Raw genomic sequence first — 26,828 nt, 5'->3', positions numbered from 1 at the left:
GCCTTCCTGGAGGGAGAACACTTTAGTACGGTGATCGCCGCCGATGGCACACTCAAGGGTTTTGCCAACATCTCGCTTGACCTGGTGGGAAAACCTTTACCGTCTCGTGAGCGCGCTGAACAGATTGCGGCAGAGTTCCTGCGCAAGGCTGCACCCGACTTGCTGACCAGCCTGAGGGGAGCGTCTGTTACCCCCCATGATGAACCTATTCGCCTATCACACGCAGGCCGTAACGAGACCGTCCAACTCACCGGTTTAAAATTCAAGTCACGCAATCTGGCTGATGGGCGCTGGTTCTGGGTCATCGTCGGTAGCGATGAGAAACCGATGCTGTTCGAGCGCGATCTGGAATGGGCATACCTGCTCGCTCGCCGCAAAACGGAACAATGGCTGCATGACAGATGGATAAAGGTACAAGATGCCCAACAGATCGATAAACCAGGCCGTAGGAGTCTGCCATGGACTCATTGACCCAGATCGTTCTTGGTAGCAGTGTCGCTGCACTTGTCGTCCCCGCGCATCATCGACGCCGGGCAATACTGGCGGGCGGAGTACTCGGTACCTTGCCCGATCTGGACGTGCTCTGGTTCAAAGTGTTCAGCAGTGATGTGGTTACAGAAGTGACCTCGCACCGCGGTCCATCGCATTCACTCTTGATGCTAACGGTGTTGGGATTGCTGCTTTGGCTATTGCTCAAGTCTCGCAGTTGTCTGGTTCGAGGTGCCCCGTTGCGGTGGCTGCTGGCAATCTGGCTGGCCTTGATAACGCATCCGTTGCTGGACGCCTTTACCGTCTACGGTACACAGATATTATGGCCCATGAGAACCCCACCCGTCATGTGGGCGACAATCTTCATCATTGATCCGTTGTATACAGTGCCCTTGCTGATAGGGGTTATTGCTGCCTGGCGGCTTGCACCACACCAAGGCGCGCAGCAAACCAATGGCTCAGGCCGAGACAGGGCAGCACGCAATTGGTTGGTAGCAGGCTTGCTCGTGAGTTCGGTCTACCTGGCTTGGAGTGTCGCCGCCAAATCTCTGGTCGACCGGGTGGCCTCGCAAAGCCTGGCTGTCCTGAACTTGCAGAATGCCCCGCGTTTTTCTACACCGCTTCCGTTCAACACGCTGGCTTGGCGGGTGATTGTGATGGTACCGGATGGCTACTGGCTCGGTGACAGATCCCTTGTCGCGGATCGGGGAGCGATGCAATTTACTTTTCACGCAAGCGACAACCAGGCGTTGGCGCAGTTGACATCCGCACCGCAGTTGAAACGTCTATTGTGGTTCACACATGGGTTTGTCGCCGCTCACGCGCAGCGGCGGGAGGATGGCGAGCTTCGGTTGATCCTTGCAGATCTGCGAATGGGGTTAGAGCCCGATTATTTTTTCCGTTATGACATTGCGGGCATAGATGACCGTGGCGGTTGGGCAGCAGCACCCGAAATTACCCAAATGCCTGAGTCCGGTGATCTCGTCAAGACACTGAGTTGGGTATGGAAACGCATTTACAACAGTAAAGCTACTCCGTGAATGATAAATGGGATTGCACTGTTCTAAATAGCTATATTGGTGTTTCTTTCAAACAGCGCCCCAAGAAGGCCCCTTTCCCTTCGCGTTGAACATCTTTTAAACTTAAATTTGATATGTTGGACAATGGTTTTTGAGATAATCAGAAACGATGTTATTTCTAATTTATGGATTACATTGGTATTTTTTCTATAATTTTGAGATGCCGTCATGCACCAGTTGAGATAACTAAACATCATGGCTCAATTTAATCACTTTGAACTCTCGCTGCTGAACCCGAGCTTTGACTCCCCTTTGGTTGACGCGCTGACGGAGCTGGAGTTACTCCGGCATCTGCGGCTGGAAACCGATGTTCACCCTATCCTGTTTGCGCAGTTGAGGGCCGTTTTTCACATGCTGGAAAGTCTTGGTTCTGCAAGGATTGAGGGAAACCACACCACGCTTGCTGACTACGTTGAAAGTAAAGTTGAAGGAACGCAAAGTTCGACGGATCAGCTCAAAGAAATCAACAACATTGAAGCAGCGATGGAGTTCATTGACGAATACCTGAACAATGGCGATGACATAACGGAATATTTTATCCGCGAGTTACATAGTCTGGCGGTAGTCGGGCTACAACAGGAAGGCGATAGAACTCCCGGCGCATATCGACAACATAATGTCAGCATCGCTCAGTCTGACCATTTACCGCCGGACCACATCCGTGTTCCTGATTATATGGCGGAATTAACCGCCTTTATTAACCGTGCCGATAAGCCAAAGTATGATCTGATGAAGATCGCGCTGGTGCATCACCGTTTTGGCTGGATATATCCATTTGGCAACGGTAATGGCAGAACGGTCAGGTTGCTGACCTATGCGTTGCTTATCAAATATGGTTTTAATGTTCAGGCAGGTGGCCGGGTTCTCAATCCGACAGCGGTATTTTGCAACGATCGCGAGCGTTATTACGCCATGCTCTCGGTAGCCGATATGGGAACAGAGCAGGGTCTGGAAGAATGGTGCTTATATGTGCTCTCGGGGATTTCATCTGAGCTGAAGAAAGTCGATCAACTGACGAACCACGCTTTCCTGAGCAAAAAGATCCTGTATCCGGCCATCGATTTTTCATCGGAGAGAGGTTTGATAAACCCGCTGGAATCGAAGGTTCTGAAACGTTCTGTTGAGCTGGGGACGATAAAAGCGGGCGATCTACGCACCGTTTTACCTGACCTGAAACCGACTCAGGTGACTTATCAGCTTGGTAAGCTGATTGAGCGGGGATTGCTTCAGCCAGTAGAAGAGGGGGCTCGTACCTATACGGCAAAGTTTTCTAACTCGTATCTGATACGTGGAGTGATTAAGGTTCTGCGGGAAGAAGGGTTTATTCCTGATTTGTGACTGATGGGAAATGCCCCTGCAAAAACAGGGGCTAGATTTATGGGAATGACTTAGTGGAGGCAGCCTAATGGCTACGACCCCAACCCAAGCACCATTCTTAGAAAACTCCCCATTCACATTGTCTTTCAATGCAGATACCGATTTCACCGTATTAGCCTATTACTGCGAACGCTTCGCCGACACGCTGATGGAAAGTGATAATCTGGGGGAAAGGCGGGCATTCTGTTATCACCTCGCGGGCTGTCTGAATTTATTGTATCCCACGCTAAACGATCCCATCCCGCCGCATTTAATTGAAAATCTTACTGTTGATCAACTTCCCGACACCGCGACCGCCCTGGCGTAAAGGTATCGTTCAGGCTTGAGGACATCAGGTCATCTGCCGCCGCGTCGGGGAATTGTGGTGGTTTTCGTGTTTTCATAAAGTAGGGGATGTATGGGAAAACTGTTGCAACAGATGAAAGATCTGGCCGTTGTCGTGAGTTAGGTCAATACCAATTGAGCTGTACTACAGTGCTCATGAATGTACCAGCGGGAAGCGGGGGCCGAAGGTGTACCATCGCTTAAGTAAATTATCGACGCATCACCCTCATCTTAACAATAAAGACACTACTAGATGTTCTTTTTGTGGAGATAACTGTGCTAGACTCCTTTAAGTATACAAAAAAGACCTATTTTAAGGGCTTTTGTGTAAAGGTCACGCAATGGACAAACTTACAGCTATCAACAAATTGGATGAATTCAGCCGTAACGGGCGTTACGTTTTTCATTTACGAGACTTTGGAAAACTCTTCCCGGATGAGTCGGATAGGGCGTTGAAAGCTTCAATTCAGCGACTGGTGGCAAACGGCATACTGACGCGGGCGGTATATGGCGTGTATGTTTACAATCGTGCCATGCAGGATGGGTATATTCTTGAGCACATCGTCAGAACCTTGCGTCGGGGTAAATACAGCTATGTCAGTCTGGAATCGGCGCTGTCGCAATATGGGGTAATTTCGCAAATCCCAATTGATCGCTTAACCGTTATGACAACTGGGCGGAGTGGTGAATATAAAACACCGTGGGGCGTCATTGAATTAACCCACACCGCACGTTCTGTCAGTGATATTCTGAGCGGAATAATTGAAACCAAATCCCCAATTCGATTTGCCAAAAAAGAAACCGCTGTCAGAGATTTGCGTCGGGTTGGGCGTAATACTCATTTAATTGATAATGCGGAGCTGATGAATGTTTAAACGGGTGCCCTGCCTTTCAGGGGAACGCAAATCCAACGCTTCTACCTATTTACCTATCACCGGCACGTTACGCTGGCCGACCGGACAGAATTATGCCCAGGCTTCGCGTTGGTTATGAACCTGCTTGATGTGGTTGATGCGGTGCATCTGGTGACGCGGTTGGCGGAGCGGTTACAAATAAAAGCCAATTAAAAGCTTGTTTGGATACCACGGCAGCCTAGAGATTATCTGAAGGCTGCAGTATCAATAGTCATATTATCTATTGTTTAATTACTGTTCTGCACCATAAACCCTGACGATTAATTTTGTCAGTTCCTCAGGTAAAGGATAGAATCTCATCTGTTCCAGTTTTATTTCGCCACTCTCACTTATATATTGAGTGGTTTGATAGAATTCAAAATCCTCTCGGCCTATTTCTTTGCATTTTTTAGTAACTATAAATATTATCTCTGATTTATCTTTTATCGGTGTGTTTATGCCGAAGGTAATGCTTTTCAATGAACTAAAATCATAGCGATATTTTTGTTCTATGATGAAGTCATCCCACGATGGATAGCTGCAAATCAAACGCAACTCCCTTTCATGCTCCCAATGCTTTGTTTTAGTTACGGGTGGGTAAAAACATAAATACTCTTTATAATTGTCGTCCTTTATGAAAATGCTGGATTTATTAAATAGTTCAAAGAAGTTATATGTATTAATTTCATTTGTATAACCTACTTCCATAAAATAAAAATCTTTACTTTCTTTCCATTCTGGATGACTAAGGGAAATGTAACGCATTTCATTGTTTGGGTTTTTTATTGTTTTGAATTCAAGACATACTCCTTTATGGCTGTCACCATAATACCACCACATAGAGGGGTTGTTAATGTTTTCCTCTCTCATAAAGCACGCAGTGCCTAATGTTGGGAAAGTTAATTTTTGGATATTATTTAGGTGTTTTTCAGGGAAGTGTGTTTTATCGGAAATCTCATCATCTTTTGGGAAAGATAGTTTGGAGATTTGATGTAACGCATTCTGTAAGTGATTAATGTAGCTAAAGAATAGCATTTCAAGCCTTCGCCCTCAGCAACTGAGTCTATTTTGTTAATACCTTCTATTTCTGCATTTTGCGAAAATAATTTTGATAATTCTTCGTAAATAATATTTCTTTGAAGGATATTTATGTCTGGTGGCGTATTATCTATTCCTTCTATCATGTCTAGAAATTTAAGGGAAACATCTATGATGTTAATATTGTTTAAAAAAGAAACCAAACCTTCATCTCTCTCGATAATGTAAATTAATGCATAGATGTGAACTATATATAAATACATTTTCAATTGATTCTTTTTTATTGGCGTCTCTTTATTAGATAGGCGTTCGATGCATTTGTTTATGTTATTATCACTAAGGAATAGTTTTTCAATGTTTTTATATGTATCTATGCCGGAAATGATGTTAATTGTACGGGGTCTGCAGAATATTTTTGTGTCTTTTGCAATGTATGTGGAGTGCAAAAATCGTAACAAATACTGTTTAAAAAACTCTCTCCAATCGTTTTTATCACCTTGCCAGTAAAAATTCGCTAGGCTTTCTGCTGGGTCATTTAATAATTAAGGTAAAGGGAAGAATATTTCCTGTTTTTCTAATTCATGAAATTCAGTTAAAAGAGCTTTTACAGTTCTAAATCTATAAAGATGTTGATGGGGTGGTTTTCCCTTTAGATGTTCTTCATCTCTGTCTGTAATTGATGATGCTCTAATATCGTTCATATATCCCCCTCAGTATCTATTAAAATGCAGTATTTATGGTGATTTCAGCACTAAACTCTAAGTCCGGACTTCAGTTTCTAGACAGACTGATTGGGGTGTCGACATATTAACACCTATAAATCAGTAGAAGCACTATACAGTACAGTGTGTTGCATTGAACCGACGAACCGCCATGTTGCTGTCGGCGACCAAAACCCCGCTGCTATATCGAATGGGTGGCACTGGCAAGCCGCATCGAGGTGCTGTTCCAGGCGGTGCCCCCGAGCTTATTTAGCATTGGGCATGACCGAGAAAGAGGAGAAGGCCGCGCGACGGACAATTATGCAGGCGCAGGACGTGTCAGAGTTGGCGGCAGCAAAACAGATTGCACACCAACTGGATGTGGCTCGCTCGTTCGGTTCCGCCCCCCGTGAAATTGGCATTTCTGGTGGTGGTTTAAAGATCACATACTGGAGGCTGCCTTATAGCTACTACCCCAACACAAACACATTCGTCTGAAAATCCCCACTGACCTTGTTTTTCAATGCCAACACCGATTTCACCGTATTAGCTGATTATTGCGAACGCTTCGCTGGCGCTATGATTGAAAGCGATAGCTTAGGGCAACAGCGTGCTATCTGTTACCGTCTCCCATGAGCCAGCCTCATCTTGTCAAAAGCCTCGCCGGGCTGCTGTTTGAGCCTGATACGGCATTTTTTATTCTTTGATAGCTTTGCGTGTTTGTTTCTTCGCCAGTTCTTTAACGGCAACGGCGGGATCAAGCGAAAGCAAACACGCGATATGCACAAATTCCACCACATCCAGCCTTCTTTCGCCGTTTTCAAACTTGGCAACGAATGACTGCGGACGATCCAATGCCTTAGCCAGACTTTCCTGTGTGATCCCTTTGTTTATACGCGCTTCGCGAAGCGTTCTTATAACTGACTGATATTCGTCTGAATAAATAGAAGCCATTTTGTTAACCATGATTAATATCCCAAAATCGAATATCAACTATGTACAAAATTATCCCAAAATAGGATTATTGATAAATGTCGTTACAAGGAGATTTAAATATGGCAGATAACAAAGACTGGCATCCAGCCGACATCATCGCTGGCTTAAGAAAGAAAGGAACAACACTCGCTGCCGTTTCCCGCAAAGCGGGTCTGGCATCTTCTACGCTGGTAAACGCGCTGACAAGACACTGGCCTAAAGGCGAAAGACTGATTGCCGAAGAACTCGGTATATCACCAGAGCAAATCTGGCCTTCCCGCTACCGTATTTCTGAATATCAGTGAGGCACTCCAGGAGCTCCCGCGTTTTTATCAGTATAACCGACTGATAAAAACGCGGGAGACGACAAGCGCAGCGCGTCAGTTTTACCTTCATAAAATGGCGAAGAAGTCACTGTGTGGATAATTGAAACAACCGACACGTTTGATCACTGGTTTGATGCACTGAACTCTGCTGACAGAGTAAACGTACTGGCATCACTGATTGTGCGCCGGTAACAAAGTGGGCAATGAAAAACGTTTTTATGATGTGATGATACCGATTGCTGATACCGAATTTACACAGCACCTGAAAAAATTAACCGAGAAGGAACCGCTTTTATGAGCAGAACCCTTGACCAGATACTGGCGATTCAAAAGCCGGAGATTGTTGCTGACGCACAGGCGAAAGCGGCAGAGATCCTGATAAATATTCATCTGGCTTTCCTGTTACCGCAAGCCCAAAAATAACTCAGATCTCTCCCGCGTCATCATCAGTTTGTTCTGATGATGACAAGAAGACTATTAGAATAAATTTAAACATAATATTTAATCAAAAGATTACAACTTAATTAGCTGTATTAGGCTTCGTTGATATTGCTAACTCAGTAAGTGCAATCATACGATCATAACGCATCATTATATGATAGAAAAATAAAGAAAGAATAACTAATGCAATATATCCATATGTGATACCCATCAACCACCCATTAGGATCGGCAAACTTCGTAGCCGCAGCGAAGGAAGAAATAATACCCGGGAGTATCCCTAATTTATCTACAGGGCCAGTTATAAGGAAAATTCGTTTTTCCAGAAATGTTCTTTCATGCTTTATTTCTAATAATCCTAACTCAAGTTCATTTTTGTCTATTGCTATAAGTGCAGGAAGGTAATGTTGGTCAATGATGAATTCTTTTTTGATGTTTAGGTCAATTGCTAAGCAGAAGGGTAGAGTATATGACTTCTTTATCTTATTTCTGTTTTGGTATGCGGTAAAAAATGGTGTAATTATAACGATAAAATAAGCAATCATTAGTATGATCAGGGATACTAGTAGAAGATGTTTATAACTGAATGCATAACTAAGCAACGCCAAGATAACTGAGGAAATAGTTAGTCCTATAATTAAAGCAAATAGTCTGAATTCTTTTTTGGGTTTCTTGTTTTTTATTTGAGTGCGTTTTTCTGCAATTTCAATAGATTTCAATATATTGATAAATCTAATGTCCATATTATTTTCTCCATTGAACAGTTTCACCGTTATGTAATTTCAGGATAGTTTCCGCAAAATCATCATCCACTGTATAAAAATAGCACTCTGGTACATTAAGTACCTTGGCAAACGCGCACATCATTTCAAATGTTGGCCGATGTATTCCGCTTTCGTACTGAGATATGCGAGAGCGTGCTGTGGCTTCTTCAATACCAGCTAACACACCTAACTTTTCCTGAGTGAAATTCGCCCTCAATCGAGCGTTTTTGAGACGAACTGGCAACATGATTACACCATCAATAGAATTTATTGATAGCATGTTTAGCACTACTTTACACATGCGTTGCTTAGACTTCCTGAACAGTGCTTATATTATTCTATCAGTATTCAGACGAAGGGATTTTATATTCCAAATAAAGCTCAAGAATCCTCTCCGCAAAACGATCATCAACGATATAAAAATAACACTCCGGTACGTTAAGTACTTTGGCGAATGAACACATCATTTCAAATGTCGGACGGTGTATTCCACCTTCATACTGAGACACCCGGGAACGGGCTGTTTCTTCCTCTATGCCAGCGAGTACACCCAGTCTCTCTTGGGTTAGGTTGGCGTTTTGCCGGGCGGACTTAAGACGAGCGGGAAGCATAGGTAACACCATCAGTGATCTATATTGACTTAGTGTTTAGCATTACTTAACATCGTAGTTGTTTAGACATACTGAACAAATGATGCCAATTGTGGCATTATGGAGTGAGGACAATAGAAATGATCAATAAAGACTGGCATCCAGCCGACATCATCGCTGGCTTAAGAAAGAAAGGAACAACACTCGCTGCTGTTTCCCGCAAAGCGGGTCTGGCATCTTCTACGCTGGCAAACGCGCTGACAAGACACTGGCCTAAAGGCGAAAGACTGATTGCCGAAGAACTCGGTATATCACCAGAGCAAATCTGGCCTTCCCGCTACCGCATTTCTGAATATCAGTGAGGCACTCCAGGAGCTCCCGCGTTTTTATCAGTATAACCGACTGATAAAAACGCGGGAGACGACAAGCGCAGCGCGTCAGTTTTACATTCATCAAGCGGCGAAAAAATCAGCAAACAACTCTATTAACTCAAAATAGGATTTCCCTTCTTTTATTACCTCAGTCAGATAAACTCGCCCATGCAAAACGCTGTCGTTGACAGTCCCTTATGCTTCGCGATCTGCAAGAAGCATCTGGTTTTCCGGGCGACGATCCTCCCACCAATAATCCTTTTGCAAATATTGGCTACGTCCGCAAGGAGGTAGTAAAGGCCTTCCTCTCATCATTCCTGGAATACACATTCCGAATTCCTGATGTTCATCTTGAGCCGCTGGCATCGCTATGTCAGTTTCATCTTTTATAGTATTTGACCTATATAGTATTTAACCTATAATGGATAAGGAGTCACTGTGTGGATAATTGAAACAACCGACACGTTTGATCACTGGTTTGATGCACTGAACTCTGTTGACAGAGTAAACATACTGGCTTCACTGATTGTACTGCGGGAAAAAGGGCCAACGCTGTCCAGACCTTATGCAGATACGATAAATGGCTCGCAGTATCGCAACATGAAGGAACTGCGCGTCCAGAGCCACGATGATCCCATCAGAGCATTTTTTGCTTTTGATCCGCTGCGTAAAGGAATAGTGCTTTGCGCCGGTAACAAAGTGGGCAATGAAAAACGTTTTTATGACGTGATGATACCGATTGCTGATACCGAATTTACACAGCACCTGAAAAAATTAACCGAGAAGGAACCGCTTTCATGAGCAGAACCCTTGACCAGATACTGGCGACTGAAAAGCCGGAGATTGTTGCTGACGCACAGGCGAAAGCGGCAGAGATCCTGATAAATATTCATCTGGCTGAACTACGTGAACGCCTGAACAAAACACAAAATGATATGGCGCAGGCCCTCGGCATTAAACAACCGACTGTCGCCGGTATGGAAAAGCCGGGGCGCGACCTGAAGTTGTCCTCCCTCAAGCGATATATCGAAGCAACTGGAGGCAAACTGCGCCTTGAGATTGAACTGCCAGATGGCACTCACTACGGATTCGCCGTTTAATCACAGATCCCCCGGCTCATCGGAGGATCGCACTACATACTGAATACACTCTCTTCCTCTATTTTCTGGCTGCGACAACCACCACAAACCGCCAGCAGGCTGACATGCATGGCGATAACGAGAATCTTACACCACATTTTTCATCACCAAAGGAGACAAATTTCACCTACAGGAGAGCAGGGAATTGTGGTTTTCGTGTTTTCATGAAGTAGGGGATGTGTGGGAAAACTGGTGCAACAGATGAAAGATCGGGCCGTTGTCGTGAGTTAGGTCAATACCAATTGAGCTATAAAGCAAAAACCCTCGCCTAGGCGAGGGTTCGAAATGATGGTGCCCGGACTCGGAATCGAACCAAGGACACGGGGATTTTCAATCCCCTGCTCTACCGACTGAGCTATCCGGGCAACGGGGCGCATTAAACCGTATTGGCTCAAAATCGTCAACGGCTTTTTTAACGAATGTCTGGGATTGTGTGCCAAGCGGCGTTTTTTAGTACAAAGCGCTCACTTAGCCTTCAGCTATAGCGACGGGGAATTTCCGGCTCTGTCCTGCGGGGAGGGCGGGAGGCAAGCCAAGGGCGTCAGAGATGCGCTTGTGCAGGTAAACCAACGAGTACTCCCGTCGCGGTGTGATCCACACCGATGAGTTCGCCGCCACAATACCCAAAATTTCAGGAAGGTTTTGTAAATCCAATACTTTGGCGATAGCGCGGGCATAACCGCCAATCGTCAGGATCAAAACGAAGTGGGCGTTGCACTGCACGCCGAGCACCATGGAGGAGAGTGGCGTTTCGATCGCAGGCGTGGCCTGATGGCTGTGATCCAGCGTATAGACCTTGATGCCTTTGGCGTTACGAACTTTGGTCACGCCCAACGTTTTCAAGAGTCGCGAAACGCTGGATTGACCAATATGGCTATAACCAGCACGCATCAATTCCCTGCGGATTTCATCTTGTGAAGAATAATTATTACTGATGATTAGCTTATGGCAAAGGGCGAGTTTATGCTGTTCCTCAGCACGGGAGTCTGTGTGTTTTTTTATCATAAAAACCTACCTGAATCATATGATTAATGGGGAATGGATTTTTTTACCAATTGCCGGGGTAAGCAAATCAGGTTGCCAATTTGCTTACCGACTTATCATTTATATTGGTCAATTGAGTAAAATTTATTCCAAAACTGAATTACGTTTCCTCATCTGCCTGAAACGTGAGAGTCAGGCAATCAGCGTCAGATCTCCGTGATAAATCATCACCAGCGTTATGACCGACAGCAGAACCAGCAACGCAGCAATAGCCATTTCAAAAGGTTTGAAGATGGTTGCAGCGCCAATGTCTTTTTTGTGCCACCAATAGACGAAGATACCCGGCATGAACAGTAGGGAAGAGAGCATCATTTGGCCGCCTGCGGCATAACACAGCCACACGCCATACAGAGTACCAATCAGTCCCAGCGCGATATCCTGCGAACGCCCCTCGCTGGGTTGATAGCTATCACCCTGTAAAGCCAGTTTCAGGCCATACGCCGCGCTTAACAGATACGGTGGCAGAATGGCGGCCGTCGCGATGGAGAACAGAGCCTGATAGCCCGCGCTGTAAAATAGTGTCAGGATTAAAAAAAGTTGAATCAACCCGTTGGTGATCCATAAGGCGACCATGGGAGAATGGTTGGCGTTCACTTTCGCAAACACCTTTGGGAACATCCCGTCTTTGGCTGCAACAAAAGGCAGTTCGGCGGCGAACAATGTCCAGGCCAGCAATGCGCCAGCAACGGATAAAATTACGCCAGCGGCCACGAATTTAGCTCCCCACGCGCCGACAATGGACTCCAGTACGCCCGCCATTGACGGATTCTTCAGCCCGCCAAGAGTCGCCTGATCCAGCACGCCCATCGACAGCAAACTGACCAGCAGATAGATTGCCAGGCAGCCCAGCAAACCCAGGACAGTGGCTTTGCCGATGTCACTGCGTTTCGCCGCCCGTGACGACACTACCGTTGCCCCTTCGATACCGATGAACACCCACGTCGTGACCAGCATGGTGCTTTTCACCTGTTCAAACAGCGCCGGGCTGTGCCCCTCAACGAGCATCAGTCGACCCCAGAAGTCAGCGGTAAAAATGCCGATGCGGAAGGCGATCACGGCTGCGGCGATAAATACCAGCAGAACCAACACTTTCACGACGGTAAGGATGGTGTTGATGAAGGCCGCTTCCTGAACGCCCTTCAAAACCAGCGTGTGAACCAACCACAGCACCACTGAAGCGCCGATGATCGATTGCCAGTTATTGCCCAGACCAAATATTGGGAAAAAGAAGCTCAACGCGCTGAATAAAAGAACCGCATAGGACACGTTGCCGAGCCAGGCGGAAAACCAGTATCCCCACGCCGCCTGAAAGCCAACGAAATCACCAAACCCTGCGCGGGCGTAACTGTAGATCCCGCCTTCCAGATCGGGACGGCGGCGGTTGAGTAACTGGAAGATCAACGCCAGACATATCATCCCGACAGCCGTGATACCCCAGCCAATCAGCAAGGCGCCGGACGAGGCCGATGCGGCGAAGTTCTGCGGCAGGCTGAACACGCCGCCGCCAATCATTGAGCCGATGACCAGTGCGATCAGCGCGCTCAACCCGAGTTTTTTCTCAGACATAGCAAAGCCCTCCTGTAGCGCGTTGGCGCTACCGGTTAATCAATGTGAGCTGCAAATGGCGGTTGGCTCAGCGAACCAACCGCAGAGGGTTAATCGCCGAGTGTGGCGACCATGACGGCCTTAATGGTGTGCATGCGGTTTTCAGCCTCATCGAATACGATGGAGTGCGCCGACTCGAAGACATCTTCAGTCACTTCAAGACCTTTCAGGCCATAAGCCATCTCGATCTCTTTCCCCATGGCGGTCTGTTCGTTGTGGAACGCTGGCAGACAGTGCATGAATTTCACCTGCGAATTGCCGGTGGCCTTGATGACATTCATATTGATTTGATAAGGCTTCATCAACGCCACCCGTTCAGCCCAGGCAGTTTTGGGTTCGCCCATCGACACCCACACGTCGGTGTAGAGGAAATCAACGCCCGCCACGCCTTCTTCAACGTGCTCTGTCAACGTAATCACCGCGCCAGTCTGGGCGGCAATAGTGCGGCATTGTTCGATCAGTTCAACCTCTGGCCAGTAACTGCGTGGTGCAACCAGGCGGATATCCATGCCCATTTTGGCGGCGCCCACCATCAGCGAATTGCCCATGTTGTTGCGGGCATCGCCCAGATAGGCGAATTTGATCTGGTTGAGTGGTTTACCACCTGCATGCTCCAGCATGGTCATCAGATCGGCGAGGATCTGCGTGGGGTGAAACTCGTTGGTCAAGCCGTTCCACACTGGTACACCTGCAAACTGCGCCAGTTCTTCCACAATCTCCTGACCAAAACCGCGGTACTCAATGCCGTCATACATTCTGCCCAGCACCCGCGCAGTATCTTTCATTGATTCTTTATGACCAATCTGTGAGCCAGATGGGCCGAGGTAAGTGACTTGCGCGCCTTGGTCGAAAGCGGCAACTTCAAAAGCGCAGCGCGTGCGGGTGGAGGTTTTTTCAAAGATCAGCGCGATATTTTTTCCCTTCAAATGCTGTTGTTCATAGCCAGCGTATTTCGCTTTTTTAAGATCGGCGGCCAGCGTCAGCAGGAAGTGAATTTCTGACGGGGTGAAGTCGAGCAGTTTCAGGAAATGGCGGTGATGCAAGTTATAACTCATGATGTTTTTCCTCTAGTCAGGTCATACAGGCTGCCGTCCGGCAGCCTGAAAGAATCAGTGTTGGGTTTGGGACGAGGGGGTAATCAACGTGCCTTTGTCGCCACGCATAATGGCGACACCCTCTTCCAGCGAACCAATCCCCACGATGCCGCCGGTTGCAGTGACAAAGTCACAGGAAGCCCGGATTTTCGGTCCCATCGAACCCGCGTCGAAATGCATCGTGGATAACGTCTGCGGCGTGGTATGTCGCAGCGCCTCTTGCTGTGGCGTGTCCCAGTTGAGGTAAACGGCATCGGCGTCGGTGAGGATCAGCAGCGCATCGGCTTTGATCTGCCGAGCCAGCAGGGCGGCCGACATATCTTTATCGATCACGGCTTCGATCCCGGTCATCCCGGCATCACTGCGCACGACGGGAATACCCCCGCCACCGCTGCAAATCACCAGATGATCATGGGCTACCAGCGTACTGATAGCCGCACCTTCAATGATGTGCAGCGGCAGCGGCGATGCCACGACGCGACGCAGATACTTGCCGTCAGCCTTCATTTCCCAGCCTTTCAGTTTGATGAGTTCAGCGGCCTGATCGGCGTTGTAAACCGGCCCGATGAATTTGGTTGGATCCTGAAACGCGGGATCGTGCGGATCGACTTCCACCTGGGTCAACAACGCGCTGATTTCGCGATCGGGCAGGCAGTTTTTCAGTTCCTGAATCAGCATGTAACCGATCATTCCCTGAGACTCGGCGCCAAGCACATCGAGCGGATAGGGGGCGACCTGCGTGCAGGCGCTGTTTTGCAATGCCAGCAACCCAACCTGCGGTCCGTTACCGTGAACCAGAACGATGCGCCACTCCTGACTCAACGCGGCGAGCGTTTTTGCCGCGATGGCGATATTGCGGCGTTGAACGGCCGCCTCCAACGGTTCTCCACGGCGTAACAGGGCATTTCCACCCAGCGCAACCACCAGCGTTGGTTTTTTCAGGGGTGACGTTTTGTTCAGGGCTAACGTGTTGTTCATGGTTAGCGTTTTGTTCATGATGAAGTATTCCCGTGAAGTTAAATGTCATCGCGTTGCAGCGGGCAACTCATACAGCGTGCGCCGCCCCGACCGCGACCAAGTTCGTCACCGGGGATCGGCAGTACGGTAATGCCCGCTTTGTCATACTTCTCGTTGGTAAAGGTGTTGCGCTCATAACCGATCACCACGCCGGGGCGCACGGCCAGCACGTTATTGGCATCGTTCCACTGCTCGCGCTCGGCCTCGAACACATCACCGCCGGTGGTGATTAATTCGATGTGATCTATATCGAGTGCTTTTTCGATGGCCTTCAGGAAATGTGGCTCCTCCGTGGTCGTCAGGCCGCCCGTGCCATTGGGTGTCAGGCTCCAGCAGGCATTCTCTTTTTTAACCACTTCGGGATAGACCGAGAATTTATTAATATCGACGTGAGTCATCACGGTATCGAGATGCATACAGGAACGATGTTTAGGTAATTCCAGCGCTATTACCTGTTTGGCCTGATGATGTTTGAATAAAGATTGAGCGAGAAACTCAACACCCTGTGGTGTTGTTCTCTCCGACATACCAATTAATACGCAGCCACGACCAATAACCAATACATCGCCACCTTCCAGCGTGGCATGATCGTAATTAAGCGTCTCATCGCCAAAATATTTTATAAAGTCCTGTCCGGCGAATAATGGATGCCAGCGATATATGGCACGTAAATTATTAGTTTCGCGTCGTCGGGCTTCTTTTGCCATCGGATTGATTGATACACCGTTATATATCCAACAGGATGTATCACGAGTGAACAGGTGATTAGGCAGCGGCTTCATAATAAAGTCGGTTGGGCTGTGGGTATCAACAACCATATTGCTGAACCCTGCCGGTACTTCGCTGTAGGTCAGGCCCCCCGTCAGGATCCGCGCCAGCTCCCGGTTAGCCATCGTCCGCAGCCAGCCGCGGATATCAAGGGCAAAGGAAGGTCCCAGCCGGAAATCCGACACCTGAGTCGTCAGCAGCCACTCTTTTGCCTCGCTGATTTCCAGCGTTTGCGTCAGGAGATCGGTGAGCAATAAAACTTCTACATTCTCATTTCTTAGTGTTGCAGAAAATATGTCATGCTCTTGTCCTGCACGTTCGACAGAAAGTACATCATCAAATAATAGTTCCTGGCAATTAGAGGGCGTGAGGTGTTTTAAACTCAAATTTGGACGGTGCAGCATTACGCGTCGGAGTTGACCTATTTCAGAACCTACATAATTATTTAGCATATTTATTTTAGCCTCGATATTTAAAGGTACATAAATAAAAGGTGCAAGGATCCCTGATTGAATAAAGATTATTCAATGAAAGTTGAATTGCGTTTTCGTTCAGGTCGTTGCGATGGCGGCTATATTAACGAGGGGCAGTTTCTCAAAAGCGATCGCGATCACGCATGGATTATTTATTGCGGTAATTATTCTGTTATTTGATAAGCGTCATTGTTTAGTGAATGGATATAAATCCATGACTGAATGGATATGTGGATTTACTGCGTTGAATTCCATTTATTGCCAAGTGATGGATAATTCCGCTTAAAATAACATTTAATTATCTCGTTGTTTTTAATGAATTTTATATTTTAACTGAAGATAGATATACGTATTTATGCGTTATGGGAGAGTTTATATCGGCAGAGTATTTTTGCAGGTGGGAATTTTATGCGTTAAAGCAGACACGAAGCGAGAGTCATGAATTGTGACCATTGCCCCTGGCAAATTAAAAAAGGGAATGAGCTGAAAGACTTGCCATCAGCGGGAATTTATTGAAATCATTGGCTATTCACTTTACGTGCATAGTATTCCGCTCATGGTCGCGACGGCAGGCGCCTGGCAAGAATAGTTAGTCATTTTATGCCAGTGGGAATCCCCCTCTTTCCAGGGGCGGATTGTTGCTTGAACCCCCGAAAAAAACATGCAATCATTGCGCAAATTTTGACTCCTCGCATTTAACGCGACACCCCATGAGGTTGCGGTATGACAGGCTTATTACATCGCGCTGGTTACCAGTGCAGCGGGCATCTCCTGATGACCGAAAAAATGATAAGGGTATCGTGTCATGGCGTTCGTGTTTCCAGCCTTTACGTTTTGTCAGCTCCTTCCATGCGGTAAGGCCACCGTTTGCTCGCTGTTAGGCATTATTAAAAACAGAGCGTCCCTCTGATTTTACTGATGTCTATCTGACGGTGCTGAGCCCAGTTATCCAACGTCAATCTGGCCGCGACTTTCGCGCCTGATGAACGCTTGCTGGCGAAATCCGCAGATGATGATGTCACTTTGCCGGGATAACCGCCGCCGCTACTGACGCGTTATCTCTCTTCGTGCCGATTTGGCACACCCTCATCCTTAACCGTTTGAGAGTCAGTAATATGAAACAACTAAAAATAGCAGCAAGCGCCAGTATCGTTTCACGACTGGATTCCCTGCGTGAAGTCGTCACGCTGGACTTGGCCGATTACACCGATGTGGCGGCTATCGTCGTCTCTGCCGACGATCTCGGCAATGGCAGATTGGCCTCGCTGCAAAGCAACGGTTTTGGTATTCCTGCGTTTGTCGCTGTGGCGGGAAATGAACAGATCTCCGCCGAGCATTTGCCACGCCTGAAAGGGGTGTTGTCCCTGTCCGATGTCAATCAGGCTTTTTATGCCGCCCAGTTGGAAGCGGCAGCGCAAGACTATCAGGCGTCGCTATTCCCGCCTTTCTTTGACACGCTGAAAAAATATGTCGAGATGGAGAACTCCACCTTCGCTTGTCCGGGGCATCAGGGTGGGGAATTTTTCCGTCGTCATCCGGCGGGAAAACAGTTTTTTGATTTCTACGGTGAGAACATTTTCCGTTCAGACATGTGTAATGCCGACGTGAAACTGGGCGATCTGCTGATTCATGAAGGATCGGCCAAAGACGCGCAGAAGCATGCGGCCAAAGTATTCAGCGCCGATAAAACCTATTTCGTTCTGAACGGCACCTCTGCGGCCAACAAAGTGGTATGCAATGCGCTCCTCACGCGCGGCGATCTGGTGCTGTTTGATCGTAACAACCATAAATCAAACCATCATGGCGCACTGATTAAGGCGGGTGCGACGCCGGTCTATCTGGAAACTGCGCGTAATCCATTTGGTTTTATTGGCGGTATTGATGCGCACTGTTTTGATGAGCGCTATTTACGGAAACAGATTCAACAGGTTGATCCGCAAAGGGCCGAGGAAAAGCGTCCGTTCCGTTTGGCAATTATTCAGTTGGGCACTTATGACGGCACCATTTATAACGCCCGTCAGGTGGTGGATAAGATCGGTCACTTATGTGATTACATCCTGTTCGATTCTGCCTGGGTCGGATACGAACAATTCATCCCTATGATGGAACAGTGTTCGCCACTGTTGCTGGATCTGAATGAAAACGATCCGGGCATCATTGTGACCCAATCCGTGCATAAGCAGCAGGCCGGTTTTTCGCAGACCTCGCAGATTCATAAAAAAGACAATCATATCAAAGGGCAGAAGCGCCATTGCAGCCATAAGAAACTGAACAATGCGTTTATGCTGCATGCATCGACGAGCCCGTTTTACCCGCTATTTGCTGCGCTGGACGTTAACGCCAAAATGCATGCGGGCAGCAGTGGTCGGCATATGTGGATGGAGTGCGTCAAAATCGGCATAGAAGCGCGCAAGATGCTGCTCGATCGCTGTAGCATGATTTTGCCTTTCGTTCCGCCGGTGGTCGATGGCAAAGCCTGGCAGGATCATGACACCGATCTGATGGCTAACGATGTGCGGTTCTTTGATTTTGTACCGGGTGAGAAATGGCACGCCTTTGACGGCTATGCCGAGCATCAGTACTTTGTCGATCCCTGCAAATTGCTGCTGACGACGCCGGGCATTGATGCTGCGACCGGGAAATACACCGAGTTTGGTATTCCGGCGACGATCCTCGCCAACTATTTGCGTGAAAACGGCATCGTGCCGGAAAAATGCGATCTGAATTCGATCCTGTTCCTGCTGACTCCGGCAGAAAGCCCGGCCAAGATGGCGCATCTGGTGGCAGAGATTGCCCGCTTCGAGCGTTTTGTCGCGGAAGATGCGCCGCTGGAAGAGGTGTTGCCAACGGTTTATCGTAAAAATGAAGAGCGTTATCGCGGCTATACCCTGCGCCAACTCTGTCAGGAGATGCACAATCTCTACGTCAGTTTCGACGTTAAGCAACTGCAGAAAGAGATGTTCCGTGAAACGGGCTTGCCAGTGGTGGCGATGAATACTCAGGATGCGCACAGTGAATTTATTCGCGATAACGTAGAGCTGATTCCCATCGGTGAGGCCGAAGGTCGCATCGCGGCGGAAGGGGCGCTGCCTTATCCTCCTGGCGTGCTCTGCGTTGTTCCGGGTGAAGTTTGGGGCGGGGCGGTTCAACGCTATTTCCTGGCGTTGGAAGAGGGTATCAACCTATTGCCGGGCTTCTCTCCCGAATTGCAGGGCGTCTATGTTGAGAAAAAACCGATCGGCTGGAAGCGCATCATGGGATATGTGATCGCGTAATAACGGCTGCAACGAAAAAGAAAAGGGCCACAGCGTGATGCACTGTGGCCCTTTTTTCTATGATTTTTGCCTAACATCGATCAGTTGCTGCGGCGATAGGTTTTCTGCGCAGTATTGACCTTTCCAAGATAGCGGCGCGATTCACCAGACGGATGTTTGGTGGTCAGCGTGCTGTAGACATCTCCCGGTGCCATGTTATTGATAATACTGAATGCCCGGTTCTTGTCGCTGGAGAACACCCGCAATACGCTGCCCGCACCGCCGTTATACGCGGTAATGACTGCATAACGACGCGATGTGGCGTTATTGATGCCACCCAGATAGCTATTCTGCAATATCGCCAGATAAGCCGTACCGGTATCAATATTGTTTTCTGGATCAAACAGATAACTGCGGCTTGGTTTGCCCCATTTGCCTTTTGATTTAAACACATCGACACCTGCGGAGTGCTGTACAACCTGCATCAGCCCCAGTGCATCGGAATTACTGACGGCATACGGGTTAAAGCTCGATTCGGTCTGCATGATGGCCAGAATCAACGACTCCTCGACACCGTACCTTTCAGACGCCTTGCGAACCATTGGCAAATATTTATGGGCACGTTTATCAAGATGGTTCGGTACCAGTTGCATCGTTACCGACCAGATAACGTGCAAGCCTGAGGTGCGGCTCTTCATCCGGGTCTGCAACAGGTAATCGGCAAAGTGTGCGGCGCGCCATTCCCAACGGATCGGCTGGCCGTTGTTGTCCAGCACCTGACCATAGAGGAACGGCTCTTTGCTGATCTGGATATCGTTGGCATCGGAATAGAGATCGATAGACCCCGGATCGTCGCCGATCAACAGGGTGGTAATGATCGCCTGGCGCAAATGCGCCGCCGGATCGGTCCCGGCAATGGTTTCAATGGTAATCGTACCGGCATCAAAGTTGATGTGGCTACGCGTCTGATACTGGTCGGTATATTTTACGTAATCTTTCGGACCCGCGATCAGGACTTCATTCATCCCCCAGATATTCTCGATGTTGTGGGCAAACTGGCCCATCAGAATATCGAAGGCGTTGGTATCTTTGATAAAGGCTTCATTTGCTTCTTCGCTTTTGTTGCCGGAACAGGAAACCAGCAACGGCGCAATAACCAGTAACGCTAAAATTTTCTTCATCTTACAAGCCGTACCATGATGAAAGAACAGGGTCAATGTGACCCTGAAAAAGTGAGTCGAACAGGTCTATTTACTCGGAGGGGTGTATCCTTCGATATGGACATCCTGCCCTTCAAACAGGAAATTGATCATCTCTTTTTCCAGCAGTTTGCGGTCATCAACATTCATCATGCTGAGTTTTTTCTCGTTAATCAGCATGGTCTGTTTGGATTGCCATTGCGCCCAGGCTTCTTTGGAGATTTCGTTGTAAATACGTTTGCCAATCTCACCGGGATAGAGCTGGAAATCCTGACCTTCGGCGTCACGTTTTAAAAAAGTGCAAAAAATCGTTCTGCTCATGCTAATTCCTCATCTGCGGCGCTATCGCCGAATAATATCCCCTTCGTACTGGGGGATAGATGTTCTGTAGGTTGCTGTTTTGCCAATTGGGTCAACAGACGTTCGACGGGGGCCGCGAGACCCACCGACGGAGGTTGCGCTAAGTTATACCAGAGACCCGCGCCTTCATCCATGCAACCGCTCCGGGATGAGAGATTTAACCAGACAGGCACGATGTCGAGATGGAAATGACTGAATGTATGGCGGAATGCGATGAGCTGGTGCGTAGTTTGGCTGGCCAGATTGCGTGTGGCCAGCCATCGGTGCATCTCTTCTTCGGTCGTGAATTGCGGGAAGCAAAATAACCCGCCCCACAATCCTACAGGTGGACGCTGCTCCAGCCAGACGCCTTGCTCATGTTGGAGAAGCAAAAACCAGGCGGTTTTTTCTGGCAGCGTTTTCTTCGGCTTTTTGCCCGGATAGTTCTGCCAGCTATGGTGGGCATAAGCGATGCAACCGCCGCTCAACGGGCAGAGCTCGCATTTGGGTTTGCTGCGCGTACAGACCATGGCACCCAAATCCATCATCGCCTGATTGAATTGTTCTACGCCACTGGCCGGTGTGACCTGTTCGCTCAATTGCCAAAGCCGGTTTTCGACTTTTTTCTCGCCCGGCCAACCCGCGATGGCATAACAGCGGGCCAGTACCCGTTTGACGTTGCCGTCTAGAATGGGGAAATGCTGTCCCAGCGAAAGGGAAAGGATGGCACCCGCGGTCGAACGGCCAATACCGGGCAGGGCCGCGACTTCATCGAAGGTGGTTGGAAACTCGCCGCCGTGCAATTCAACCACGGTTTGAGCCGCTTTATGCAGATTGCGGGCGCGGGCGTAATAGCCCAAACCGGTCCAGAGGTGCAGCACTTCATCCAACGGCGCGGCAGCAAGGGCACTGACGTCGGGGAATTTCTCCATAAAACGCTGGAAATAGGGAATGACTGTCGCAACCTGAGTCTGTTGCAGCATGACTTCGGACAGCCATACTTTATAAGGAGTTTTTTCGAGCTGCCACGGCAGGGTCTTGCGGCCGTAACGTTGGTACCAGTCAAGTACCACGTGCGCGAACTGTTGCGCTTCCATCATAGGCAGGTTTCGGGATCCGGCAGGTAAATAAGTCAGCCTGCGATTCCAGCACAGAGTACTGGTGCTGTAAACCGGAACTTTCTTGGTGCGAACCGCGGCAGAACACACTTAATTGACGCGGCGCTTGCTAAAGCACCTTATCTTTGGATAATGCGCCTTTCCCCAATCACAGCCAGACAGATAAAAAGCACTATGATTAATGACGTCATCTCACCGGAATTCGATGAAAACGGCCGCCCGCTGCGCCGTATCCGCAGTTTTGTCCGCCGTCAAGGCCGACTGACCAAGGGGCAGCAACAGGCTCTGGATAGCTACTGGCCGGTAATGGGGCTGGAATATCAGACTACGCCGGTCGAGTTGCAGACGTTGTTTGGCCGTGAAGCACCGACCGTGCTGGAGATCGGTTTTGGTATGGGAGCGTCGCTGGTTACGATGGCGGCGAGCAACCCGCAGCAAAACTTTTTGGGGATTGAAGTGCACTCACCGGGAGTTGGGGCCTGTCTGGGCTCGGCGCACGAGGCGGGTGTCAGCAATTTGCGGGTGATGTGCCATGACGCAGTGGAAGTTCTGGAGAATATGATCCCGGACAATTCGCTGGATATGGTGCAACTGTTCTTCCCGGATCCCTGGCACAAAGCACGTCACAACAAACGCCGTATTGTGCAAACGACCTTTGCAGAGCTGGTTTTACGCAAGCTGAAACCGGGTGGGGTTTTCCACATGGCCACGGATTGGGAACAGTATGCCGAGCATATGCTGGAAGTGATGAATGAGATCGCTGGCTACCGCAACCTTTCCGAGAGCAATGACTACGTTCCGCGACCGGAGTCGCGTCCACTGACCAAATTTGAAGCCCGCGGCCAGCGCCTTGGCCACGGAGTTTGGGATTTAATGTTTTCGAGGATCAAATAATGGCAACACAACGCAGCCGTCGTTTACGTAAAAAGCTACACATTGAAGAATTTCAGGAATTGGGTTTTGCCGTTAAATGGCGTTTTGCTGAAGGCACCTCTGTTGACGATGTTGATTCGACACTGGATACGTTCATCAACGAAGTTATCGAGCCAAATGGCCTGGCGTTTGATGGTGGCGGCTATTTGGAGTGGGAAGGTCTGATCTGCCTGCAGAAAATCGGCCATTGCACCGAAGAGCATCGCGTACTGGTCGCCAAATGGCTGGAAACGCACGGTATGACCAACGTCGAAGTCAGTGAACTGTTCGACATCTGGTGGGAATAAGCCTTAACGGCAGGTGACGGTTTTATCGTCCCCCTGACTGAAAAAAGCCCGTCCACTGGACGGGCTTTTCGCTTTTCGTTGGAAATAAAAAGCTGTTGGAAATAAAAAGCTGTTGCGAATTATTTGCCAGCGGCAATACGTTCCTTGATATGGTCGGCGCGAGCCTGTGAAGCCGGGTGAGAGTCAAACATGCTGCTTTCACGCCCTGCATCCATTTTGGCCAGTTTTTCGAAACTGGTCACCAGACCGCTTGGATTGATACCGCGTTTCTTCATCAGATCGAAAGAGAAGTCATCAGCGTCAGATTCCTGTTTTTGCGAGAACTGGGCGTTGATCAGGTTTTCACCCAGATCGGCAAGTTGCGACTTCGACAGGCTGGCAGTCACACCACCGACTGATGTTGCGGCAGTGCGTGCCGCGGTCGTGGCGTAGGCAACCTGCATCGCTTTGCGCGTGTGGCCCAGCGCAACGTGACCCATTTCATGGCCCAGCACGCCTTCGACTTCGTTATCGGTCATCATGTCCATCAGACCGCTGTAAACGCGGATACAGCCATTCGCCATCGCCCAGGCATTGATATCTTTCGTCTCGTAGACTTTATAGTTGGCTGGTGTTCCATTGATGTTGTCACCGAGAGCGGTGGCAATTTTATTCAGTCGTTTAGTGTATTTACTGCTGGCTGGAGCAATTTTCGACTGTTTATCCATTTCAGCACAGGATTGGTCGCTCAGCGATTTTACGTCAGCATCACTGAGTGAGGCCGCCTGGTAAGCCTGCGCACCCGATTGCATCAATGTGCTGGTATTAACATTCTGACAACCACTCAATAAAGCGGTTACACCTAGCGCCAGAAGTGTGGGGCGAAATTTCATAGTTCTCTCATCCTTGGATAGTTAGTGTTTTGTCTTCTGATAAAAATAGTGCGTAAAGGTAGCGTTAAGATACCCGTTTGTCATAATGCGTTATAGAGTAGTCATCTGAAAAAGAAGCTTTGACCCGGTGAGTTATTTCGTGACGCGCATCACATTTGGGAATAGGGATTGCCGTTTTGATACCGAGTCTGAGAAAATGCCCCTCTTGAACGTTTTCTTTAATCCGACCTGGAGTTGAACATGTCCTCTCGTAAAGAGCTTGCCAATGCCATCCGTGCCCTCAGTATGGATGCTGTGCAAAAAGCGAATTCTGGCCACCCCGGCGCACCTATGGGTATGGCTGATATTGCCGAAGTGTTGTGGCGTGATTATTTAAACCATAACCCGACCAACCCGCACTGGGCTGACCGCGACCGCTTCGTGCTGTCCAACGGTCACGGTTCCATGCTGATTTACAGCCTGCTGCATCTCACCGGCTATGATCTGCCGATCAACGAACTCGCCAACTTCCGCCAGTTGCACTCCAAAACCCCGGGCCACCCGGAATACGGTTACACCCCTGGCGTTGAAACCACCACTGGCCCACTGGGTCAGGGCATTGCCAACGCCATTGGTATGGCAATTGCCGAGCGCACGCTGGCAGCACAGTTCAACCGTCCGGGTCACGACATCGTCGATCACCACACCTATGTGTTCCTGGGTGATGGCTGCATGATGGAAGGTATCTCGCACGAAGTCTGTTCACTGGCCGGTACCATGAAACTCGGCAAGCTGGTGGCGTTCTATGACGACAACGGCATTTCCATCGACGGTCACGTTGAGGGCTGGTTCACCGACGACACTGCCAAGCGTTTTGAAGCCTACGGCTGGCATGTGATCCGTGGCGTTGACGGTCATGACTCCGACGCGATTAAAAAAGCCATTGAAGATGCGAAGCAGGTCACTGACAAGCCATCGCTGCTGATGTGCAAAACCGTGATTGGTTTTGGTTCACCGAACAAAGCGGGTTCCCACGAGGCACACGGTGCTGCTTTGGGTGCTGCTGAAGTCGCGGCAACCCGCGAAGCACTGGGCTGGAAATACCCGGCATTTGAAATCCCGCAGGACATTTATGCCCAGTGGGACGCGAAAGAAGCTGGCAAGGCGAAAGAGTCCAACTGGAACGACAAATTTGCCACCTATGCCAAGGCTCACCCTGAACTGGCTGCCGAGTTCAAGCGCCGCGTCGACGGTGAACTGCCTGCAAATTGGGAAGCCGATGCGCAGAAATTCATTGAAGAACTGCAAGCCAAACCGGCCAACATTGCCAGCCGCAAAGCCTCACAGAATGCGCTGGAAGCCTACGGCAAAATCCTGCCTGAATTCCTCGGCGGTTCCGCTGACCTGGCTCCAAGCAACCTGACCATCTGGTCTGGCTCGAAGTCACTGGGCGACGATCTGGCGGGTAACTACATCCACTACGGCGTGCGCGAGTTCGGCATGACCGCCATCTCCAACGGTATCGCACTGCACGGCGGTTTCCTGCCGTACTCCGCGACCTTCCTGATGTTTGTGGAATATGCCCGTAATGCGGTGCGTATGGCTGCGCTGATGAAAATCCGCAACGTGTTCGTTTACACCCATGACTCCATCGGTCTGGGCGAAGACGGCCCGACGCACCAGCCAGTAGAGCAGATGGCGAGCCTGCGCGTGACGCCAAACATGAGTACCTGGCGTCCGGCTGACCAGGTTGAGTCTGCGGTGGCGTGGAAATACGCTATCGAGCGCAACGATGGCCCGGCAGCGCTGATTTTCTCGCGCCAGAACCTGACGCAGCAACCACGTACGGCTGAGCAGGTCGCGAACATCGTCCGTGGCGGTTATATCCTGAAGGACAGTGAAGGCACGCCGGATGTTATCCTGATTGCTACCGGTTCTGAAGTCGGGATTACCGTGCAAGCTGCCGACAAACTGGCCACCGCGGGCACGAAAGTTCGCGTTGTGTCCATGCCGTCGACCGACGCATTTGACAAGCAGGACGCGGCATACCGTGAATCCGTGCTGCCAAAAGCCGTCACTGCACGCGTGGCTGTTGAAGCGGGTATCGCTGACTACTGGTACAAATACGTTGGCCTGAATGGCGCAATCGTCGGGATGACCACCTTTGGTGAGTCCGCTCCGGCTGAGCTGCTGTTTGAAGAATTTGGTTTCACGGTAGACAACGTGGTAGCCAAAGCGCAAGCACTGCTGAAATAAGATTTCAGGCGTTTTGACTGAGGCATCGCTGAGGCGGTGCCTTTTTTTATGGCGTTTTCGTGAAGTTATACCGCAACTTTTCTT

At 49.1% G+C, this 26,828-nt stretch carries 31 protein-coding genes, 1 tRNA gene and 2 pseudogenes; 18 read left to right on the top strand and 16 right to left on the bottom strand.

Annotation, left to right across the window (positions count from 1 at the left end; translation table 11 throughout):
• The 6 genes from DRI82_RS14605 to DRI82_RS24555 all read left to right on the top strand — a co-directional run.
• Positions 1-471: hypothetical protein (locus DRI82_RS14605; RefSeq protein WP_211317665.1), on the top strand; the 471-nt coding region annotated here is incomplete at its 5' end.
• Positions 459-1,529 carry a metal-dependent hydrolase gene (locus DRI82_RS14600; protein ID WP_114194641.1) on the top strand — a complete coding sequence of 357 codons (1,071 nt, stop codon included), beginning with the start codon at positions 459-461 and terminating at the stop codon, positions 1,527-1,529. The genes DRI82_RS14605 and DRI82_RS14600, both read left to right, overlap by 13 nt.
• Positions 1,530-1,763: 234 nt before the next feature.
• Positions 1,764-2,906 carry a Fic family protein gene (locus DRI82_RS14590; RefSeq protein WP_114194639.1) on the top strand — a complete coding sequence of 381 codons (1,143 nt, stop codon included), beginning with the start codon at positions 1,764-1,766 and terminating at the stop codon, positions 2,904-2,906.
• Between the two features lie 67 nt (positions 2,907-2,973).
• Complete coding sequence (locus DRI82_RS14585; RefSeq protein WP_114194638.1) at positions 2,974-3,252, top strand: hypothetical protein; 279 nt, start codon at positions 2,974-2,976, stop codon at positions 3,250-3,252.
• A gap of 358 nt (positions 3,253-3,610) precedes the next feature.
• A complete protein-coding gene (abiEi, locus tag DRI82_RS14580; protein ID WP_114194637.1) occupies positions 3,611-4,144 on the top strand; it encodes a type IV toxin-antitoxin system AbiEi family antitoxin in 534 nt (177 codons plus the stop codon).
• Positions 4,137-4,262, top strand: a complete 126-nt coding sequence (locus DRI82_RS24555; RefSeq protein ID WP_281269785.1) for a hypothetical protein — start codon at positions 4,137-4,139, stop codon at positions 4,260-4,262. The genes abiEi and DRI82_RS24555 overlap by 8 nt, the downstream gene beginning before the upstream one ends.
• A gap of 152 nt (positions 4,263-4,414) precedes the next feature.
• Here the strand turns inward: DRI82_RS24555 and DRI82_RS14575 are convergent, their stop codons facing one another.
• Together DRI82_RS14575 and DRI82_RS23885 are read right to left on the bottom strand one after the other, a co-directional pair.
• Positions 4,415-5,197 (bottom strand): DUF2971 domain-containing protein, encoded by a 783-nt coding sequence (locus tag DRI82_RS14575; RefSeq protein ID WP_114194636.1) that lies wholly within the window; start codon positions 5,195-5,197, stop codon positions 4,415-4,417.
• 545 nt (positions 5,198-5,742) lie between these two features.
• Positions 5,743-5,901, bottom strand: coding sequence for a hypothetical protein (locus DRI82_RS23885; protein ID WP_157968078.1), 159 nt, complete (start codon positions 5,899-5,901; stop codon positions 5,743-5,745).
• Between the two features lie 169 nt (positions 5,902-6,070).
• On the opposite strand from DRI82_RS23885, the pseudogene DRI82_RS14570 reads away from it, so the two are divergent.
• Positions 6,071-6,399: pseudogene (locus DRI82_RS14570) on the top strand (hypothetical protein); the annotation flags it as partial.
• A 198-nt stretch (positions 6,400-6,597) separates the two neighbouring features.
• Here DRI82_RS14570 and DRI82_RS14565 read toward each other — a convergent pair.
• Positions 6,598-6,855, bottom strand: coding sequence for a helix-turn-helix domain-containing protein (locus tag DRI82_RS14565; RefSeq protein WP_114194652.1), 258 nt, complete (start codon positions 6,853-6,855; stop codon positions 6,598-6,600).
• A gap of 101 nt (positions 6,856-6,956) precedes the next feature.
• On the opposite strand from DRI82_RS14565, the gene DRI82_RS14560 reads away from it, so the two are divergent.
• The 3 genes and pseudogenes from DRI82_RS14560 to DRI82_RS24550 all read left to right on the top strand — a co-directional run bounded on the left by DRI82_RS14560 (position 6,957) and on the right by DRI82_RS24550 (position 7,625).
• Positions 6,957-7,181 (top strand): helix-turn-helix domain-containing protein, encoded by a 225-nt coding sequence (locus tag DRI82_RS14560; protein ID WP_114194635.1) that lies wholly within the window; start codon positions 6,957-6,959, stop codon positions 7,179-7,181.
• A gap of 111 nt (positions 7,182-7,292) precedes the next feature.
• Positions 7,293-7,500: pseudogene (locus DRI82_RS24350) on the top strand (hypothetical protein).
• Entirely contained in the window at positions 7,497-7,625 is a 129-nt protein-coding gene (locus DRI82_RS24550; RefSeq protein ID WP_281269784.1) for a hypothetical protein, read from the top strand. The pseudogene DRI82_RS24350 and the gene DRI82_RS24550 overlap by 4 nt, the downstream one beginning before the upstream one ends.
• 97 nt (positions 7,626-7,722) lie before the next feature.
• On the opposite strand, the gene DRI82_RS14550 is transcribed toward DRI82_RS24550, so the two are convergent.
• From DRI82_RS14550 to DRI82_RS14540, 3 genes are all read right to left on the bottom strand, one after another.
• Positions 7,723-8,385, bottom strand: coding sequence for a hypothetical protein (locus tag DRI82_RS14550; RefSeq protein ID WP_114194634.1), 663 nt, complete (start codon positions 8,383-8,385; stop codon positions 7,723-7,725).
• 1 nt (position 8,386) lies between these two features.
• The gene (locus tag DRI82_RS14545; RefSeq protein WP_114194651.1) at positions 8,387-8,653 is read right to left on the bottom strand and encodes a helix-turn-helix domain-containing protein; all 267 of its coding nucleotides are present in this window, start codon (positions 8,651-8,653) and stop codon (positions 8,387-8,389) included.
• A 94-nt stretch (positions 8,654-8,747) separates the two neighbouring features.
• Positions 8,748-9,017, bottom strand: coding sequence for a helix-turn-helix domain-containing protein (locus DRI82_RS14540; protein WP_114194633.1), 270 nt, complete (start codon positions 9,015-9,017; stop codon positions 8,748-8,750).
• A gap of 119 nt (positions 9,018-9,136) precedes the next feature.
• Here DRI82_RS14540 and DRI82_RS14535 point away from each other — a divergent pair, with 119 nt between their 5' ends.
• The 3 genes from DRI82_RS14535 to DRI82_RS14525 all read left to right on the top strand — a co-directional run bounded on the left by DRI82_RS14535 (position 9,137) and on the right by DRI82_RS14525 (position 10,467).
• Positions 9,137-9,358 carry a helix-turn-helix domain-containing protein gene (locus DRI82_RS14535; protein ID WP_114194632.1) on the top strand — a complete coding sequence of 74 codons (222 nt, stop codon included), beginning with the start codon at positions 9,137-9,139 and terminating at the stop codon, positions 9,356-9,358.
• A 447-nt stretch (positions 9,359-9,805) separates the two neighbouring features.
• Positions 9,806-10,168: a type II toxin-antitoxin system RelE/ParE family toxin gene (locus DRI82_RS14530; protein WP_114194631.1), complete on the top strand. Its 363-nt coding sequence runs from the start codon at positions 9,806-9,808 to the stop codon at positions 10,166-10,168.
• Positions 10,165-10,467, top strand: coding sequence for a helix-turn-helix domain-containing protein (locus DRI82_RS14525; protein ID WP_114194630.1), 303 nt, complete (start codon positions 10,165-10,167; stop codon positions 10,465-10,467). Before DRI82_RS14530 ends, DRI82_RS14525 begins: the two co-directional genes overlap by 4 nt.
• Before the next feature lie 328 nt (positions 10,468-10,795).
• On the opposite strand, the gene DRI82_RS14520 is transcribed toward DRI82_RS14525, so the two are convergent.
• From DRI82_RS14520 to arcA, 6 genes are all read right to left on the bottom strand, one after another.
• Positions 10,796-10,871, bottom strand: a tRNA-Phe gene (locus DRI82_RS14520).
• Positions 10,872-10,974: 103 nt separating this feature from the next.
• Positions 10,975-11,511 (bottom strand): arginine repressor, encoded by a 537-nt coding sequence (locus tag DRI82_RS14515; RefSeq protein ID WP_114194629.1) that lies wholly within the window; start codon positions 11,509-11,511, stop codon positions 10,975-10,977.
• Positions 11,512-11,682: 171 nt separating this feature from the next.
• Positions 11,683-13,116, bottom strand: a complete 1,434-nt coding sequence (gene arcD / locus DRI82_RS14510; protein ID WP_114194628.1) for an arginine-ornithine antiporter — start codon at positions 13,114-13,116, stop codon at positions 11,683-11,685.
• An 89-nt stretch (positions 13,117-13,205) separates the two neighbouring features.
• A complete protein-coding gene (argF, locus tag DRI82_RS14505) occupies positions 13,206-14,210 on the bottom strand; it encodes an ornithine carbamoyltransferase (protein ID WP_114194627.1) in 1,005 nt (334 codons plus the stop codon).
• Between the two features lie 54 nt (positions 14,211-14,264).
• Complete coding sequence (gene arcC / locus DRI82_RS14500; protein WP_342768542.1) at positions 14,265-15,245, bottom strand: carbamate kinase; 981 nt, start codon at positions 15,243-15,245, stop codon at positions 14,265-14,267.
• Positions 15,246-15,265: 20 nt separating this feature from the next.
• The gene (gene arcA, locus DRI82_RS14495) at positions 15,266-16,486 is read right to left on the bottom strand and encodes an arginine deiminase (protein ID WP_114194626.1); all 1,221 of its coding nucleotides are present in this window, start codon (positions 16,484-16,486) and stop codon (positions 15,266-15,268) included.
• A gap of 57 nt (positions 16,487-16,543) precedes the next feature.
• Between arcA and DRI82_RS24045 the strand changes: the two genes are divergently transcribed.
• Together DRI82_RS24045 and speF are read left to right on the top strand one after the other, a co-directional pair.
• A complete protein-coding gene (locus DRI82_RS24045) occupies positions 16,544-16,687 on the top strand; it encodes a hypothetical protein (RefSeq protein WP_170138713.1) in 144 nt (47 codons plus the stop codon).
• 935 nt (positions 16,688-17,622) lie between these two features.
• A complete protein-coding gene (speF, locus tag DRI82_RS14490; RefSeq protein ID WP_114194625.1) occupies positions 17,623-19,782 on the top strand; it encodes an ornithine decarboxylase SpeF in 2,160 nt (719 codons plus the stop codon).
• A gap of 80 nt (positions 19,783-19,862) precedes the next feature.
• Here the strand turns inward: speF and mltC are convergent, their stop codons facing one another.
• From mltC to mutY, 3 genes are all read right to left on the bottom strand, one after another.
• On the bottom strand, positions 19,863-20,942 hold the full coding sequence (gene mltC / locus DRI82_RS14485; protein ID WP_114194624.1) for a membrane-bound lytic murein transglycosylase MltC: 1,080 nt from the start codon (positions 20,940-20,942) through the stop codon (positions 19,863-19,865).
• A gap of 66 nt (positions 20,943-21,008) precedes the next feature.
• Positions 21,009-21,281, bottom strand: coding sequence for an oxidative damage protection protein (locus DRI82_RS14480; RefSeq protein WP_114194623.1), 273 nt, complete (start codon positions 21,279-21,281; stop codon positions 21,009-21,011).
• Entirely contained in the window at positions 21,278-22,399 is a 1,122-nt protein-coding gene (gene mutY, locus DRI82_RS14475; protein ID WP_114194622.1) for an A/G-specific adenine glycosylase, read from the bottom strand. The genes DRI82_RS14480 and mutY overlap by 4 nt, the downstream gene beginning before the upstream one ends.
• Positions 22,400-22,591: 192 nt before the next feature.
• Here mutY and trmB point away from each other — a divergent pair, with 192 nt between their 5' ends.
• Complete coding sequence (trmB, locus tag DRI82_RS14470; RefSeq protein ID WP_114194621.1) at positions 22,592-23,311, top strand: tRNA (guanosine(46)-N7)-methyltransferase TrmB; 720 nt, start codon at positions 22,592-22,594, stop codon at positions 23,309-23,311.
• Entirely contained in the window at positions 23,311-23,637 is a 327-nt protein-coding gene (locus DRI82_RS14465) for a YggL family protein (protein WP_114194620.1), read from the top strand. The genes trmB and DRI82_RS14465 overlap by 1 nt, the downstream gene beginning before the upstream one ends.
• A gap of 119 nt (positions 23,638-23,756) precedes the next feature.
• Here DRI82_RS14465 and loiP read toward each other — a convergent pair whose 3' ends face one another.
• Positions 23,757-24,509: a metalloprotease LoiP gene (gene loiP, locus DRI82_RS14460; RefSeq protein ID WP_114194619.1), complete on the bottom strand. Its 753-nt coding sequence runs from the start codon at positions 24,507-24,509 to the stop codon at positions 23,757-23,759.
• 240 nt (positions 24,510-24,749) lie between these two features.
• On the opposite strand from loiP, the gene tkt reads away from it, so the two are divergent.
• Positions 24,750-26,744: a transketolase gene (gene tkt / locus DRI82_RS14455; RefSeq protein WP_114194618.1), complete on the top strand. Its 1,995-nt coding sequence runs from the start codon at positions 24,750-24,752 to the stop codon at positions 26,742-26,744.
• The last annotated feature ends 84 nt before the right edge of the window (positions 26,745-26,828 follow it).

Source organism: Edaphovirga cremea, from assembly GCF_003332275.1.
In the GTDB taxonomy this organism is placed as follows: Bacteria; Pseudomonadota; Gammaproteobacteria; order Enterobacterales; family Enterobacteriaceae; genus Edaphovirga; species Edaphovirga cremea.
Note: the sequence above shows the minus strand (reverse complement) of the source record. Positions and strands in the feature narration are given on the sequence as shown.

Bases quoted from the DNA above. Each gene is read 5' to 3' on its own strand.
- DRI82_RS14600 (WP_114194641.1), top strand. From the start codon at position 459: ATGGACTCATTGACCCAGATCGTTCTTGGTAGCAGTGTCGCTGCACTT.
- DRI82_RS14590 (WP_114194639.1), top strand. From the start codon at position 1,764: ATGGCTCAATTTAATCACTTTGAACTCTCGCTGCTGAACCCGAGCTTT.
- DRI82_RS14585 (WP_114194638.1), top strand. From the start codon at position 2,974: ATGGCTACGACCCCAACCCAAGCACCATTCTTAGAAAACTCCCCATTC.
- abiEi (WP_114194637.1), top strand. From the start codon at position 3,611: ATGGACAAACTTACAGCTATCAACAAATTGGATGAATTCAGCCGTAAC.
- DRI82_RS24555 (WP_281269785.1), top strand. From the start codon at position 4,137: ATGTTTAAACGGGTGCCCTGCCTTTCAGGGGAACGCAAATCCAACGCT.
- DRI82_RS14575 (WP_114194636.1), bottom strand. From the start codon at position 5,197: ATGCTATTCTTTAGCTACATTAATCACTTACAGAATGCGTTACATCAA.
- DRI82_RS23885 (WP_157968078.1), bottom strand. From the start codon at position 5,901: ATGAACGATATTAGAGCATCATCAATTACAGACAGAGATGAAGAACAT.
- DRI82_RS14565 (WP_114194652.1), bottom strand. From the start codon at position 6,855: ATGGCTTCTATTTATTCAGACGAATATCAGTCAGTTATAAGAACGCTT.
- DRI82_RS14560 (WP_114194635.1), top strand. From the start codon at position 6,957: ATGGCAGATAACAAAGACTGGCATCCAGCCGACATCATCGCTGGCTTA.
- DRI82_RS24550 (WP_281269784.1), top strand. From the start codon at position 7,497: ATGAGCAGAACCCTTGACCAGATACTGGCGATTCAAAAGCCGGAGATT.
- DRI82_RS14550 (WP_114194634.1), bottom strand. From the start codon at position 8,385: ATGGACATTAGATTTATCAATATATTGAAATCTATTGAAATTGCAGAA.
- DRI82_RS14545 (WP_114194651.1), bottom strand. From the start codon at position 8,653: ATGTTGCCAGTTCGTCTCAAAAACGCTCGATTGAGGGCGAATTTCACT.
- DRI82_RS14540 (WP_114194633.1), bottom strand. From the start codon at position 9,017: ATGCTTCCCGCTCGTCTTAAGTCCGCCCGGCAAAACGCCAACCTAACC.
- DRI82_RS14535 (WP_114194632.1), top strand. From the start codon at position 9,137: ATGATCAATAAAGACTGGCATCCAGCCGACATCATCGCTGGCTTAAGA.
- DRI82_RS14525 (WP_114194630.1), top strand. From the start codon at position 10,165: ATGAGCAGAACCCTTGACCAGATACTGGCGACTGAAAAGCCGGAGATT.
- DRI82_RS14515 (WP_114194629.1), bottom strand. From the start codon at position 11,511: ATGATAAAAAAACACACAGACTCCCGTGCTGAGGAACAGCATAAACTC.
- arcD (WP_114194628.1), bottom strand. From the start codon at position 13,116: ATGTCTGAGAAAAAACTCGGGTTGAGCGCGCTGATCGCACTGGTCATC.
- argF (WP_114194627.1), bottom strand. From the start codon at position 14,210: ATGAGTTATAACTTGCATCACCGCCATTTCCTGAAACTGCTCGACTTC.
- arcC (WP_342768542.1), bottom strand. From the start codon at position 15,245: ATGAACAAAACGCTAACCATGAACAACACGTTAGCCCTGAACAAAACG.
- arcA (WP_114194626.1), bottom strand. From the start codon at position 16,486: ATGCTAAATAATTATGTAGGTTCTGAAATAGGTCAACTCCGACGCGTA.
- speF (WP_114194625.1), top strand. From the start codon at position 17,623: ATGAAACAACTAAAAATAGCAGCAAGCGCCAGTATCGTTTCACGACTG.
- mltC (WP_114194624.1), bottom strand. From the start codon at position 20,942: ATGAAGAAAATTTTAGCGTTACTGGTTATTGCGCCGTTGCTGGTTTCC.
- DRI82_RS14480 (WP_114194623.1), bottom strand. From the start codon at position 21,281: ATGAGCAGAACGATTTTTTGCACTTTTTTAAAACGTGACGCCGAAGGT.
- mutY (WP_114194622.1), bottom strand. From the start codon at position 22,399: ATGATGGAAGCGCAACAGTTCGCGCACGTGGTACTTGACTGGTACCAA.
- trmB (WP_114194621.1), top strand. From the start codon at position 22,592: ATGATTAATGACGTCATCTCACCGGAATTCGATGAAAACGGCCGCCCG.
- DRI82_RS14465 (WP_114194620.1), top strand. From the start codon at position 23,311: ATGGCAACACAACGCAGCCGTCGTTTACGTAAAAAGCTACACATTGAA.
- loiP (WP_114194619.1), bottom strand. From the start codon at position 24,509: ATGAAATTTCGCCCCACACTTCTGGCGCTAGGTGTAACCGCTTTATTG.
- tkt (WP_114194618.1), top strand. From the start codon at position 24,750: ATGTCCTCTCGTAAAGAGCTTGCCAATGCCATCCGTGCCCTCAGTATG.